General features: G+C 60.2%; 15 protein-coding genes. 3 read left to right on the top strand and 12 right to left on the bottom strand.

All coding sequences use genetic code 11. From position 1 onward, the window contains the following. The first annotated feature begins 116 nt into the window (after positions 1-116). Entirely contained in the window at positions 117-776 is a 660-nt protein-coding gene (locus AC2444_RS05720; RefSeq protein WP_171815713.1) for an HD domain-containing protein, read from the top strand. A gap of 9 nt (positions 777-785) precedes the next feature. Continuing rightward, positions 786-1,643 carry an MOSC domain-containing protein gene (locus tag AC2444_RS05715; protein WP_012756794.1) on the top strand — a complete coding sequence of 286 codons (858 nt, stop codon included), beginning with the start codon at positions 786-788 and terminating at the stop codon, positions 1,641-1,643. 67 nt (positions 1,644-1,710) lie between these two features. Here AC2444_RS05715 and AC2444_RS05710 read toward each other — a convergent pair whose 3' ends face one another. From AC2444_RS05710 to rpoZ, 12 genes are all read right to left on the bottom strand, one after another. Then, a complete protein-coding gene (locus tag AC2444_RS05710; protein WP_012756793.1) occupies positions 1,711-2,706 on the bottom strand; it encodes an aldo/keto reductase in 996 nt (331 codons plus the stop codon). A gap of 102 nt (positions 2,707-2,808) precedes the next feature. After that, complete coding sequence (gene recO, locus AC2444_RS05705) at positions 2,809-3,579, bottom strand: DNA repair protein RecO (protein ID WP_012756792.1); 771 nt, start codon at positions 3,577-3,579, stop codon at positions 2,809-2,811. 121 nt (positions 3,580-3,700) lie between these two features. Beyond that, complete coding sequence (locus tag AC2444_RS05700; RefSeq protein WP_012756791.1) at positions 3,701-4,186, bottom strand: response regulator; 486 nt, start codon at positions 4,184-4,186, stop codon at positions 3,701-3,703. A 208-nt stretch (positions 4,187-4,394) separates the two neighbouring features. Beyond that, positions 4,395-5,147, bottom strand: a complete 753-nt coding sequence (locus tag AC2444_RS05695; protein ID WP_012756790.1) for a Crp/Fnr family transcriptional regulator — start codon at positions 5,145-5,147, stop codon at positions 4,395-4,397. Between the two features lie 150 nt (positions 5,148-5,297). After that, the gene (gene era / locus AC2444_RS05690; RefSeq protein ID WP_012756789.1) at positions 5,298-6,239 is read right to left on the bottom strand and encodes a GTPase Era; all 942 of its coding nucleotides are present in this window, start codon (positions 6,237-6,239) and stop codon (positions 5,298-5,300) included. 7 nt (positions 6,240-6,246) lie between these two features. After that, complete coding sequence (rnc, locus tag AC2444_RS05685; RefSeq protein WP_003546941.1) at positions 6,247-6,966, bottom strand: ribonuclease III; 720 nt, start codon at positions 6,964-6,966, stop codon at positions 6,247-6,249. Next, positions 6,963-7,706: a signal peptidase I gene (gene lepB, locus AC2444_RS05680; RefSeq protein ID WP_012756788.1), complete on the bottom strand. Its 744-nt coding sequence runs from the start codon at positions 7,704-7,706 to the stop codon at positions 6,963-6,965. Before lepB ends, rnc begins: the two co-directional genes overlap by 4 nt. Before the next feature lie 157 nt (positions 7,707-7,863). Beyond that, a complete protein-coding gene (gene acpS / locus AC2444_RS05675) occupies positions 7,864-8,268 on the bottom strand; it encodes a holo-ACP synthase (protein WP_012756787.1) in 405 nt (134 codons plus the stop codon). 38 nt (positions 8,269-8,306) lie between these two features. After that, positions 8,307-8,897 carry a DUF2062 domain-containing protein gene (locus AC2444_RS05670; protein WP_012756786.1) on the bottom strand — a complete coding sequence of 197 codons (591 nt, stop codon included), beginning with the start codon at positions 8,895-8,897 and terminating at the stop codon, positions 8,307-8,309. 160 nt (positions 8,898-9,057) lie between these two features. Then, entirely contained in the window at positions 9,058-9,207 is a 150-nt protein-coding gene (locus AC2444_RS05665) for a DUF3563 family protein (protein WP_012756785.1), read from the bottom strand. 193 nt (positions 9,208-9,400) lie between these two features. Continuing rightward, the gene (locus AC2444_RS05660) at positions 9,401-11,635 is read right to left on the bottom strand and encodes a RelA/SpoT family protein (RefSeq protein WP_012756784.1); all 2,235 of its coding nucleotides are present in this window, start codon (positions 11,633-11,635) and stop codon (positions 9,401-9,403) included. Between the two features lie 204 nt (positions 11,636-11,839). Beyond that, entirely contained in the window at positions 11,840-12,244 is a 405-nt protein-coding gene (gene rpoZ / locus AC2444_RS05655) for a DNA-directed RNA polymerase subunit omega (protein WP_003558080.1), read from the bottom strand. Between the two features lie 297 nt (positions 12,245-12,541). Here rpoZ and AC2444_RS05650 point away from each other — a divergent pair, with 297 nt between their 5' ends. Continuing rightward, positions 12,542-13,123 carry a LabA-like NYN domain-containing protein gene (locus AC2444_RS05650; RefSeq protein ID WP_012756783.1) on the top strand — a complete coding sequence of 194 codons (582 nt, stop codon included), beginning with the start codon at positions 12,542-12,544 and terminating at the stop codon, positions 13,121-13,123. The last annotated feature ends 40 nt before the right edge of the window (positions 13,124-13,163 follow it).

Genomic DNA, 13,163 nt, shown 5'->3' with positions numbered 1-13,163 from the left:
CGCACGGCAAGCCGCTACAAAATCGGCTGCGATTCCTGAGATCTTCGTTGTCGCATCCTTTTACCGCCCGCATTCCATTCCGCGCCGATGCCTATCGGCGGAAAACGATCTTCCTCATGACAGGTGGCGCTATGTTCGCGGCTGAAGCCTTCTCCCCACACGAAACGCTTGCCGCGGCGCTGATTGCGCATGCGGCCGACGGCGACGACGGCTCGCACGATCTTGCCCATATTCTGCGCGTCTTCAGGAATGCCATGCGCATCCATGCGGAAGAAGGCGGCGACGGGCGAGTTCTTGCCGCTTCCGTGCTGCTGCACGACTGCGTCGCCGTCGAGAAGAATTCGCCGCTGCGGGCAAAAGCATCGGCTTTGGCGGCGGAGAAGGCATCGGCGATCCTGGCGGAACTCGGCTGGAGCGAGGCCGATATCGAAGACGCAGCCCACGCAATCACCGCGCACAGTTTCTCGGCCGGGGTGACGCCGCAGACGCTGGAGGCGAAGATCCTGCAGGATGCCGACCGGCTGGACGCGATCGGCATGGTCGGCGTCGCACGCTGCTTCTATATCGCCGGGCGACTGGGATCCAGGCTCTACGATCCGTTCGACCCGGCGGCAGCGGACCGCCCGTTCGATGACAAGCGTTATGCCATTGACCATTTCCAGACGAAGCTGTTCAAACTGGCGGAAGGATTCCAGACCGAGACCGGCCGCAGGCTGGCGGCCGCGCGCGATAAAAGCCTGCGCGAATTCCTCTCGGCCTTCATGGATGAAATCTAGGAGCACAACATGCGTGTCAGCGACCTCTTCATCTACCCGCTCAAGAGCGCCCGCGGCATTGCGCTGCCGGCCGCCGACATCGACGCCTATGGGCTTCCCGGCGACCGGCGGGCGATGATCACCGATGCGCAAGGGCACTTCATCACCCAGCGCGAGCTGCCCGACCTCGCGCGCATCGAAGTGCGACCGGAAGCGAGCGCCTTTCGGCTGCTGATGCAGGGGAAAACGGACATATCGGTAGCGCCGCCTCGGCCTGAAACCCGCATGGATGTGACTGTATGGAAATCTGTCGTCAGCGCCGCCGTCGCCGATCCGGAGAGCAACCGGCAGCTTTCCGAATGGCTTGGCCGCGAGGTGCGCCTCGTCTTCTTCGACGGGCAGGCACGGCGGACGGCGAATGCCGAATGGGCCGGTGAAGCCACGCCCGTCACCTTTACCGACGGCTATCAGATCCTGGTAACGACGACCGGCTCGCTGAAAGCGTTAAATGCCGATCTCGCCGCCCATGGCGAAGGCAGTGTCGGCATGGAACGCTTTCGTCCGAACATCGTCGTCGATACCGACGAGGCCTGGCCGGAGGACCGCTGGGCGGCGATCGAGATCGCCGGCATCCGCTTCGATCTCGTCAAGCCCTGCTCCCGCTGCATCATGACGACTCAGGACCAGTTGACCGGGTCCCGCGAGGGACCAAACCCGATGCCGGCCATGGGCCGCATCCGCATGTCGGCCGACCGGCGCGTGCCGGGCCCGCTCTTCGGCTGGAACGTCACGCCGCGCGGCAGCGGCAGGATCACAATCGGTGACACCGTCCGCATCGTTGAAGAGAGGCCGGAAGGCTGGGCGCTTAAGCGCCGCGCCGCAGCATAGAGCAATTCCGGGAAGAGTGCGAAGCGGTTTTCCGTCCGGAATTGCGTGAAAACAAAGAGTTAGAGCATCACACGCGATCGAGCGCGGCATCGATGCCCGCCATGATATCGGCCGGCAACGGTCCTTTTTCCAACGCGCCGGCATTTTCCTCCACCTGGGCAACAGTGCGGAAGCCCGGAATGGGAAGGGTGCGCGGCGAGCGTGCCCAGAGCCAGGCAAGCGCGCCCTGCGTCAGCGTGCGGCCGCCTGATGTCAGGAGATCGCGGACGGCATCGAGCCGTGCGGCGAATTCCGGGGCAATACGCCCGTCCTTGAAATAGACCATCCAGTCGAGGGCCGCCCCACGGACATCCTTGGCGCCCACTGCCTTGTCGGCGGTGAACTTGCCGGTCAGCAGCCCCATCGCCAGCGGACCGCGATTGATTGACATCAGGCCTTTCCCCTCGATCACCGAGATCATCTCCGGCACCGGTTCGAAAACATTCATCGTATGCTGGATCGAGACGTACCCCTGGCGGCTGGTATGACGGGCGGCACGATCGGGAAAATCGGTGCTCCAGCCGAACGCATCGATCTTGCCTTCGGCGCGCAGCGCCTCCAGCGTATCGAAGACGGCATCCGACTGTTCCAGCGGAAAATCATTGAGGTGGAACTGCAGGAGATCGAGACGATCGCGCTCGAGGCGGCGCAGCGAGGTCTCGACCGAACGGCGGATGAAGGCCTCATCGGCGAAGGCGCCGGTTGCCTGCTTGGTTTCCGGATCGGTGGCGAAGCCGAACTTGGTGGCGATGACGATATCGTCGCGATTGCCGATCGCCCGACCGAGCACTTCCTCCGAGTGGCCAGCGCCGTAGTTCGAGGCCGTGTCGAAGAAGCGGATGCCGAGTTCGATGGCGCGGTGGATCGCTTCCACGGATTCATCGTCGTCGACATCACCCCAGCCTAGCGGCGTGTCGCCGGCGAAGAAGGGACCGCCGATCGCCCAGCATCCCATGCCGAGACGCGGTATTTCGCGGCCATTCCAGAGCGTGATCGTTGTCGATGATGCGGGCTTGGTCAGCATGAGATCCTCCTTGATTGGCAGTCCTGTGAAGACATAGGAGGCGCTCATGAGCGGGTAAACCGCCAAATCCGGAGGATGTTTTGCACCGGTAAAAAACGGAGGTCAGGCGGAAACACCGTTCGGACCAGAAAGCGTCCGTGGGGTTGGATTAAGCGCCTTGAGTGCCGCCTGAACGAAGCCGTCGCGGGCTGCTACGGCTTCGATCCCGCGCGGCTCGTAGACATGGCGATGCAGAAAGAACCCTGTCAGACGGAATGCGGCTGAGAGACTTTCGAAGTCGGCCGCATGATTGCCTTCGATGCGGAGGAACGGCGGCAGGAGCAGCATCTTGTCCGCCCAGGGCGCACCAGCAGCGCGGCTGACGGCGCGGCCGGATTTCGGCGAGACATAGACGAGATCGGAACGGGCGCCCGTCGCGGCGCATTCGGCAAGATCGAGGCCGAAGCCGAGATCATTCAGCACCGCAAGCTCGAAACGCACGAAGAGTTCGCCAGCATCGGCCGGGTTATGCAGGTGATCGAGGATGACCTCAAGCGCATCGAAGAGGTGCGGATGCGGATCACGCTCCGGCAGCAGCCGCAGCAGCGCACCCATCGCCTGGACACCGTAGACGGCGGTCGCCGTTTCCATCAGCCGGGCAGCGCGCAGCGTCACCGGCTCAACGCGAAATTCGCCCAGATGCTCGTCAAGCCGGGCACGCCAGATGACTTCCACGGCATTGCCCGCCTGCAGCACCGGCTGCATGGCGCGCGAGCGTCCGGAGCGCACCAGGCCGAGATGGCGGCCACGATCACGCGTCATCACCTCGACGATGACGCTCGTCTCCCCGTGGCGTTTGACGCCCAGAATGATCGCATGGTCCTGCCACTGCATCGAAAGAAGTCCTTACGGCTGACGAATCCATCCTACTGCATAATTCAACGCGTTACAGCGTCCTTTGCGCGTCTGAAAAGACGCGCTGCAATGCAAGGCCTGGCTTCCGTCATGGACCGCTTCAGGCGACAGCCGGGAAAAGCCTCTGCAGGAATTCCCGCATCGCCGTTTCGTCGAACGGCTTCACCAGAAGCGGTATGTGCTGCAGGTCAGGCGGGAAATCGCCGGTATCGGAATAGCCGCTGACGAAGCCGAAAGGGATGCCGATATCGAGAAGATGGCGGGCAAATCCGAAACTCATGCCCTCGCCGAGATTGACGTCAAGAAGGGCGAAATCATATTTCTCCGCAGCGATGGCAGCCCTCGCCTGTTCCAAACTGCCGACGATATCGATGCTCTCGACGCCGGCCAGGCGCAGAATATCCTCCGCCTCCATCGCGATGATCAAACTGTCTTCAAGAACCAGAACACGGATTGCGCTCATGATTCGATGCCCCTCGTCGGGCGCCTGTCGCAGCGCCCCGGCCGTTTCGCCAACATCATTGCCCTCCGGTGCCCCGCATGGCACGCTATCGGTGAATTCCGCCACCTTTTCTGAATAAACCATTTTTCTGCCCGGTCGATAAGAATCAAAATCGGAGGAAAGACGACGGCCGAGCTTATTTTGCCTGCTGCTAATCTGCATTTAAAAAAGACATAACCAAGCTGCTTGGCCAGGCATGTCGCGCAAAAGTGTGCAGCGGTTTTGCGACAGCGGCATGCGCAAAACAAAGACCTAAAGCGCGAGGCGCGAATCTGAAAGATCGCAACGCGCTTTAGATGAAGGGGCGTTTGCCCTCTCCGAGCCCTTCCCAGCCGGCGATCGCCATCAACTCCTCGCCGTTCAGCACCTCGCAGCCGCGCTCCTGCCAGCGGATCAACCCACGTTCGCTGAGCTTTTTCAAGGTCTTGTTGGTATGAACGATGGAAAGGCCGAGCGTGTCGGCAATGTGCTGCTGGGTGATGGGGATGAATTTGCGGCCGTTGAAGATATTGAGCTTCCGGCCGCGCTCGAACAGGAAAGCGATCAGGTAGGCTGCTCTTTCCAGCGCCGTGCGGCGGCCGATGCTCAGGAGATGCTCATCCAGGATGCGCTCCTCGCGCGCGGCGATCCAGGTGATGTCGAAGGCGAGCGAGGCGTGCTTGTTGTAGAGCGTCATCAGCCTGTCACGCTCGAAGACACAAAGGGACACGGGCGAAAGCGCTTCGACGGAATGCTGCATTTCACCGGCAATCGTTCCCTGCAGACCGACCAGGTCGCCCGGCATGATATAGTTCAGAATTTGGCGGCGCCCGTCCTCCAGCATCTTGTAGCGGAAGCCCCAGCCGGCAAGCACCGTGAAGAGGTGAGCGCTATGTGCGCCCTCGACGAGGATGGTGGAGCCGGCATCGACGGCAAGCTCACCCCTCTTGAAGCTCGAAACGAATTCCAGCTCGTCACGGCTGAATTCCCTGAAATGCGGCAGGGGCCGCAAAGGACATTGCTCGCAAGGGGTCTTGAAAGAATTGATGGGTCTCGACGTCGCCATACTTGCCCCCGCCGTCGCAAAATCGGCGCGCCAACATTGGCGCGCCGTTCATCAAGGAATGCGCAAAGCATGGATTTGTTCCATGAGCGAGGCGGATTTTTTATGCGGAAACAAAGGGCTGGCGCCAACCCGGCGAAATCCTTGCCATGCTTATTTCGGGAAATCGAGACCCATTTCGCGGAACCGCTCGGGATCATCACCCCAATTTTCGCGAACCTTGACGAACAGGAAGAGATGGACCGGCTGTTCGAGGATCTGCGACAATTCCTTGCGCGATGCAGTCGAGATCGCCTTGATGGTTTCACCACCCTTGCCGAGCGCGATCTTCTTCTGGCTGTCACGCTCGAGATAGATCACCTGCTCGATCCGCACCGAGCCGTCCTTGCGCTCTTCCCACGTCTCCGTTTCGACATGCGAGGCATAGGGAAGCTCCTGGTGCAGGCGCAGAAACAGCTTCTCGCGGGTAATCTCGGCGGCGAGCTGGCGCATCGGCAGATCGGAGATCTGGTCTTCCGGATAGTACCACGGCCCCTCCGGCAGCGTTTTCGCCAGATAGTCCATGAGGTCGTCGCAGCCGGAGCCGTTTTCGGCGGAGATCATGAAGGTGCGCTCGAAAGCGATCTTCTCGTTGGCGGCAGCGGCCAGTGCCAGCAGATCCTCGCGGTTGACGCGGTCGATCTTGTTGAGCAGCAGGATCTTCGGCTGCCGGACTTCCTTGAGGCCTTCGAGGATGGCTTCCGCATCGCCGCGCAGGCCGCGCTCGCTGTCGATCAGCAGCACGATCAGATCGGCATCCCTCGCACCGCCCCAGGCCGAGGTCACCATCGCGCGGTCAAGCCGGCGGCGCGGCTTGAAGATACCAGGCGTATCCATGAAGACGATCTGGGCATTGTCATGGATCGCGATGCCGCGGACGATGGCCCGCGTCGTCTGCACCTTATGGCTGACGATCGAGACCTTGGCGCCGACGAGGCGGTTCACCAGCGTCGACTTGCCGGCATTGGTCGGCCCGATAAGCGCGACAAAGCCCGAATGCGTCGGACCATTGGTTTCTGCGGCAGCTTCGGCCGCGATCTCTTCTTCTTGTGTCATTGTCCCGTCAGTTTCCGGCAGGCGATTGCTGCCAAATGCCTTCGCGCTCAAGCATCTTCGTTGCCGCGACCTGTTCAGCGGCACGCTTCGACCGCTCTACGCCGGTTTCGGGCTTAATGCCAGCAACTTCCACCGTCACCTTGAAGCGTGGATCATGATCCGGTCCGCTGCGTTCATCAACCCGGTAGATCGGCGTGACGCCGAATTTCGCATGCGACCACTCCTGCAGCTCGGTCTTGGCGTCGCGCTTGGCGCCATCGGCCCGCACCGCCCTGCCCTGCCAGTAACGCAGAATGAACCGGCGGGCAACTTCGAGGCCGCCGTCGAGATAGATCGCGGCGATCAGGCTTTCGACGACGTCGGCGCGCACGTTCATCATCCGCTTGCCGGTCAGTTTCTTCACATCGGCGCCGGTGCGGATATAGAGATGAAGATTGAGTTCATCGGCGACCGCGGCACAGGTTTCGGCGCTGACGAGCTGGTTGAGGCGAACCGAGAGCTCGCCTTCTCCTGCTGTGCCGAAGGTGCGGAACAGAAGCTCGGCGATGCAGAGCCCAAGGACCCTGTCGCCGAGGAATTCCAGCCGTTCGTAATTGCCGCCCTTTTCGGTGCGGGCGCTGGCATGGGTCAGCGCGCGATCCAGGCGTTCCTTTTCAGCGAAGTCATGACCGATCAGGGCTTCAAGCTTTGCGCGGTCCGCCGCAGAAAGCGTCTGCGCCTTACTCATTCAACAACCTTGAAGAGGCGGTCCCAACGCATGTTCGTCGGCCACTTCCAGATTTCGCGGAAGGAGGTGTCGTTGCCGAGCGAGAAGAAGATGACGCTGGCACGGCCGACAAGATTTTCGGCAGGCACGAAGCCGACGTCGAAGCGGCTGTCGAGCGAGTTGTCGCGGTTGTCGCCCATCATGAAATAATGGCCTTCCGGCACGATGAATTCGCGGGTGTTATCGCCACGCGACACCGGCGACTGATCGAGCGTGTCGTAGGACTTGCCGTCGTCGAGCGTTTCGCGGAACACCGGCACGTCCTCGCCCGGGTCGAGCTTGTAATCCGAAGTGAACGCACCGTCCGCCACCTTCGGAACCGGCTTGCCGTTGACGTAGAGCACGCCGTCGGTAACCTGGATACGGTCGCCGGGCAGGCCGATGCAGCGCTTGATATAGTCGATTTCGGGGTTCGGCGGGAAACGGAAGACGACGATGTCGCCACGCTTCGGATCGGCGCCGAACAGGCGGCCGCTGAAAACATCTGGCGAGAAGGGCAGCGAATATTTCGAATAGCCGTAAGCGAACTTGTTGACGAAGATGTAGTCGCCGACCAGCAGCGTCGGCATCATCGAACCGGACGGAATGGTAAAGGGCTGGAACAGCACCGTTCGGATCACCATCGCCAGAATCAGCGCCTGGATGATGACTTTGATATTTTCCCAGAGGGCGTTCGGCTTGGCTTCGACTTTTTCGGACACGCAGTCTTATTCCTTCAAGACGCCGCGGCGGCGCAATTCTTTCTGTCGTTCTCTCTAGCGGCTTCGACCGGTTGCGGCAATGGCGACAACATCAAAAGCGACGAGAGGTCGCGATCAACAGCGCCCGAGGTCGCGATCAACGCTCCCGAGGTCACGATCAGAGGCTCTCGGGCAACGCCTCGATAATGACGAAGGCCTGCGCCAAGGGATAATCATCCGTTATTGTCAAATGAATGGCGGGCCTGTGGCCCACGGGCAGCAGTGATTCGAGGATCAGCGCGGCGCCGCCCGATAAAAGCATGGTCGGCTTGCCGCTCGGCAGGTTGACGACGCCCATGTCCTTCCAGAAGACGCCCTGCGCTATGCCGGTGCCGAGCGCCTTGGAACAGGCCTCCTTGGCGGCAAAACGCTTGGCATAGGATGCGGCACGGTTTGCCCGCTTGTCGGAACGGGCGCGCTCGATCTCGGTGAAGCAACGATGGGTGAAACGCTCGCCGAAGCGCTCGATGGATTTCTCGACACGGCGAATGTCGATCAGATCGCTGCCAATGCCGATGATCATGCCGGAGCCTTCCGTCGCTTAAGAATTCTTGATCGGGTTCATACGCTCGGCATGTTGCCGGCTGGAACGGCAAGGCGCAGGCGCGCCCGCTCCATCAACCGTATATGCCGGCGCGTCTGAAAACCCCTGGCGGTGTAGAACGTCAGCGCATAGAGCGCAACGGAAGTGACGATCGCCGGCGGGATGGCGCCGACCAGCATCGGCTCCAGCACCGGCCTCCATAGCTCAGTGAAGTTCAGCTTGTGGAAAAGGGCGGCGAGATCCACCGTCTGACCGGCCAGTTGATCCTTGCGGCTCAACAGCAAATGTCCGATCTCCCAGGTGATCCCCCAGATAAAGGGATAGGTCAGCGGATTGCCGAAGGCGGCGCAGCCGAGGGCGGCGGCCACCATGCTACCGGAGAGGAAATAGGTGATGACGAAAGCCATGACGAAATGCACGCCGATGAAAGGCGTCCACGAGACGAAGACACCCGCAGCGACGCCGGCGGCAACCGCATGCGGCGAAGCGCTCAGGCGCAGGACGCGCATTGTCAGGTAACGGATCGGGCGAAGGAAACCCTTGCGAGGCCATAAAAGCTCCCGCATCTTTTCCTTGAATCCCGCAGGTTTGCGACGGCGAAACAACATGGCCGGTATTTAGTGCAGTGCACACCACCATGACAAGAGCGGCAAATGATACCGCTCGAAAATCCGCCCCTCATTTCTCTCTGTGAAGAGGAGCTTCTTCATGCCGAGGGGCGTCCGTTATGCATAACGTCCCTCACTCGTCTCAAGTATAAGTTTGGTATCAGCGATTACGGAACAGACCGCGATCGACCTGGCGCTGACGAAACTCGAGGTCGATACGGTCGAACGAGCCATCCAAATATGCCATTTCACGTTCCTGCGTGGTCGGAGCGCGAAAGGCACGAGCGAATTTCTTAATAGGGTCAAACATTACGTTGTCTCATCTTCTGTTTACGTTTCGATGACCAGAAGATAGGCCCAGCAGAGGTTAATTACCACCACCGCAACATGGAGACAGCCATGCACTCACTGCATTACTCGCCTTTTTGATGCGCCATTCCGATCCTAAAACGACCATAAAATGTGCAATTTTTCGCTCAAATCCCTGAGGGCTTAATAAAAACTTACTCGTAGAGCCGCCGGACCGTGGCGATGCAATCCAGTTCCTTCATCTGGGCGAGCAGCTGGTTGAGCTGACGCAGGTCCCAGACCTCGACCTCGAGCATCATTTCGGTGAAATCGGCCGCCACCCGCACCGTGTTCAGCAAGCGGATATTGACGTCGATGCCTGCCACCGTCTGGGCGACCTTGGCAAGCGTGCCGGGTTCATTCAGCCCATTCACCATGATGCGCGCCATGAAACGCGACTTATTGGCTTCGTCGAGATCCCAGCGGACGTCGATCCAGCGGTCGGGCTGATCGTCGAAGCGCTGCAGGCTCGGCGACTGGATCGGATAGATGGTGATGCCCTTGCCCTGGTCCATGATGCCGACGATGCGATCGCCGGGCACGGCACCGGTCGGCGCGAACTTGACGTCGACATTGCCGGACAGGCCGCGGATCGGCCCGATATCGGCATCGGCGTCGATTTCCGAATGGCCGCCGTCGTGCCCTGCCTTGGTCTTGCCGGGGATCTTGAAGATCATGCCGGCGGCGCTGCGGACGTTGAACCAGCCGTCATCGCCGGAGGGCTTCACGGTGACGCGCTCGTCCTGATGATCAGGATAGACGGCGCGCAGCACGTCGAGCGAAGACATTTCGCCGCGGCCGACAGCGGCGATCGCATCCTCGACATCCTTCTGGCCGAGACGGTGCAGCGCCGGCTTCATCGCCTCGCGCGAGAAAATCTTGCCGGCCCTGTTGAAGGTGCGCTCGAGAATGCGGTGGCCGAGGCCGGCATATTGCTTGCGGATCGCCATGCGGGTGGCGCGACGGATGGCGGCGCGCGCCTTGCCGGTCACGACGATCTCCTCCCAGGCGGCCGGCGGAACCTGCACGCCGGAGCGGATGATCTCGACCTCGTCGCCATTCGCAAGCCGCGTCACCAGCGGCATGATGCGGCCGTTGATCTTGGCGCCCACCGTGGTATCGCCGATATTGGTGTGCACCGCATAGGCGAAATCGATCGGGGTGGCGCCACGCGGCAAGGCAATCAGCTTGCCCTTCGGCGTGAAGCAGAAGACCTGGTCCTGGAACAGCTCGAGCTTGGTGTGCTCGAGGAATTCTTCCGGGCTGTCGCCCTCGGCCAGCGCCTCGATCGTATGGCGCAGCCAGGAATAGGCATTGGATTCGCGAGAAAGGATGTCGCCATCGGCATTGGTGGCGCCGTCCTTATAGAGCGTGTGGGCGGCGATGCCGAATTCGGCGATTTCGTGCATGCGCTTGGTGCGGATCTGCAGTTCGATGCGCTGGCTGGAAGGACCGACGATGGTGGTGTGCAGCGAACGGTAATCGTTCTGCTTCGGCGTCGAGATATAGTCCTTGAAGCGGCCGGGCACGACGCGCCAGCGCGTGTGGACGATGCCGAGCGCCCGATAACAGGAAGGGATATCCTCGACGATCAGGCGGAAGCCGTAGACATCGGAAAGCTGCTCGAAGGAAAGCGACTTCGACTGCATCTTGCGGAAGACCGAATAGGGCTTCTTCTGCCGGCCCTTGACGTAGGCGCTCGTCAGGCCGCTTGCGACCAAAAGGTCGCGCAGCTCGGCCTCGATCTTCTTGACGATGCCCTCGTTGCGCTTCGAAAGCTCTTCCAGCCTTTTGGTGACGGTCTCGTAGGCTTCCGGGTTCATATGCCGGAAGGAGAGCTCTTCGAGTTCCTCGCGCATGTCCTGCATGCCCATGCGGCCAGCGAGCGGCGCATAGATTTCCATCGTCTCCTCGGAGATGCGGGCACGCTTGTCGGCCGACATGTGATCGAGGGTGCGCATATTGTGCAGGCGGTCGGCAAGCTTGACGAGCAGCACGCGCACATCGTCGGAAATGGCGAGCAGCAGCTTGCGCAGGTTTTCCGCCTGCTTGGCCTTTTTGGTGACGAGATCGAGCTTCTTGATCTTGGTCAGACCCTCGACCAGGCGGCCGATATCCTCGCCGAAGAGTTCATCGATTTCGGCGCGCGTCGCCGTCGTGTCCTCGATGGTATCGTGCAGCAGAGCGACCGCGATCGTCGATTCATCGAGGTGCATGTCGGTGAGGATGGCGGCGACCTCGAGCGGATGGGAAATATAGGGATCGCCGCTCGCGCGCTTTTGCTGGCCATGTTTCTGCATGGCATAAACATAGGCCTTGTTCAGCAGTGCTTCATTGGCATCGGGCTTGTATTGCTGAACCCGCTCCACGAGCTCGTACTGCCGCATCATTCCAAAGCCACTCCGATAAAAATAAAAGCGCGCCAATCAACGATTGGCGCACACATGGGCAATAATATGCCTAAGCAATAAAGGTGCAAGATTGACGATTGGTAATCGTCGCTCTTTTGCATCGCATGCAGCTTTTTCCGGATCGCATCAGCGCAACCGGGCGATCGCATTGATGCGATGCGACAGAGGATCCGGCAGACGCGCTTAGTAGTCGTCGCTCTTTTCCGGCGGCACCAGGCCTTCGATGCCGGCGAGCAGCTCTTCTTCCGACATCTGGTCGAAAGTGATCGTCTCCGGCACGTCGTCCTGCTCTTCGCTGTCGGCTGCGGCGACACCGCCGGCGGCGATCATGCTTGCCGGATCGGGTTCGGGCTCGTCGACTTCGACATGCTTCTGCAGCGAATGGATCAGATCTTCCTTGAGGTCATCCGGCGAAAGCGTCTCATCGGCAATTTCGCGCAGGGCCACCACAGGGTTCTTGTCGTTGTCGCGATCGATGGTGATCGAGGCACCCTGGGAAATCAGCCGGGCGCGGTGGCTGGCGAGCAGAACCAGCTCGAAGCGGTTCTCCACCTTGTCGATGCAATCTTCAACTGTGACACGGGCCATTGCCTGTCCTTTACGGTCGTCATTTCGGGATTAACACGCCCGATACAATTAAAACCGGGCAAATACAAGTTTTTCATTCCGGCTCCCCTCGTCTTTATCCGCGGCTGAGCTACATTCCCATGGAGAATGTCATAATTCCACCGAAGGTTGCTTGGAATATGTCGAATCGTGCCCTAAATCTTTCATATATGAATAATTCATAAAGTAAGGACCGGATCGAAATCGAAACACAAGCTATTGTTTTTATTTAAGTTTGTCCCATGCGGATTTCGATTGCTCTCATTGGATTGGTAAGCGATGTTTGACCCACGCGAAAAAATTGCACTCTTCATTGACGGCGCCAATCTCTACGCTGCATCCAAGAGCCTCGGCTTTGACATCGATTACCGCAAGCTCTTGAAAGCGTTCCAGAAACGCGGATATTTGCTGCGCGCGTATTATTATACCGCTCTGATCGAAGATCAGGAATATTCATCGATCCGGCCGCTGATCGACTGGCTCGACTACAACGGCTACAAAGTCGTCACCAAGCCCGCCAAGGAATTCACGGATTCCATGGGCCGCCGAAAGATCAAGGGCAACATGGACATCGAGCTTGCGATCGACGCCATGGAACAGTCCGAAACGGTCGATCATCTCGTCATCTTCTCGGGCGACGGTGATTTCACGAACCTGGTCGAGGCGTTGCAGCGCAGAGGCCGCAAGGTCTCGGTGATCTCGACCATGGCGACCCAGCCGCCGATGATTGCCGACGACCTGCGCCGTCAGGCCGATCATTTCATCGATCTCTTATCTCTGAAGGCTGAAATCGGTCGCGACCCCTCCGAGCGGGCGCCACGCCCGGTCGAAGTCGCCCCGGTCAGCGATCTCGAGGATTGATCTCGCCATCATCCCGAACCGGATTGGCCGCGACGATCAG

The organism is Rhizobium sp. WSM1328 (assembly GCF_057653715.1).
This window is presented reverse-complemented; position numbering and strand designations above follow the sequence as displayed.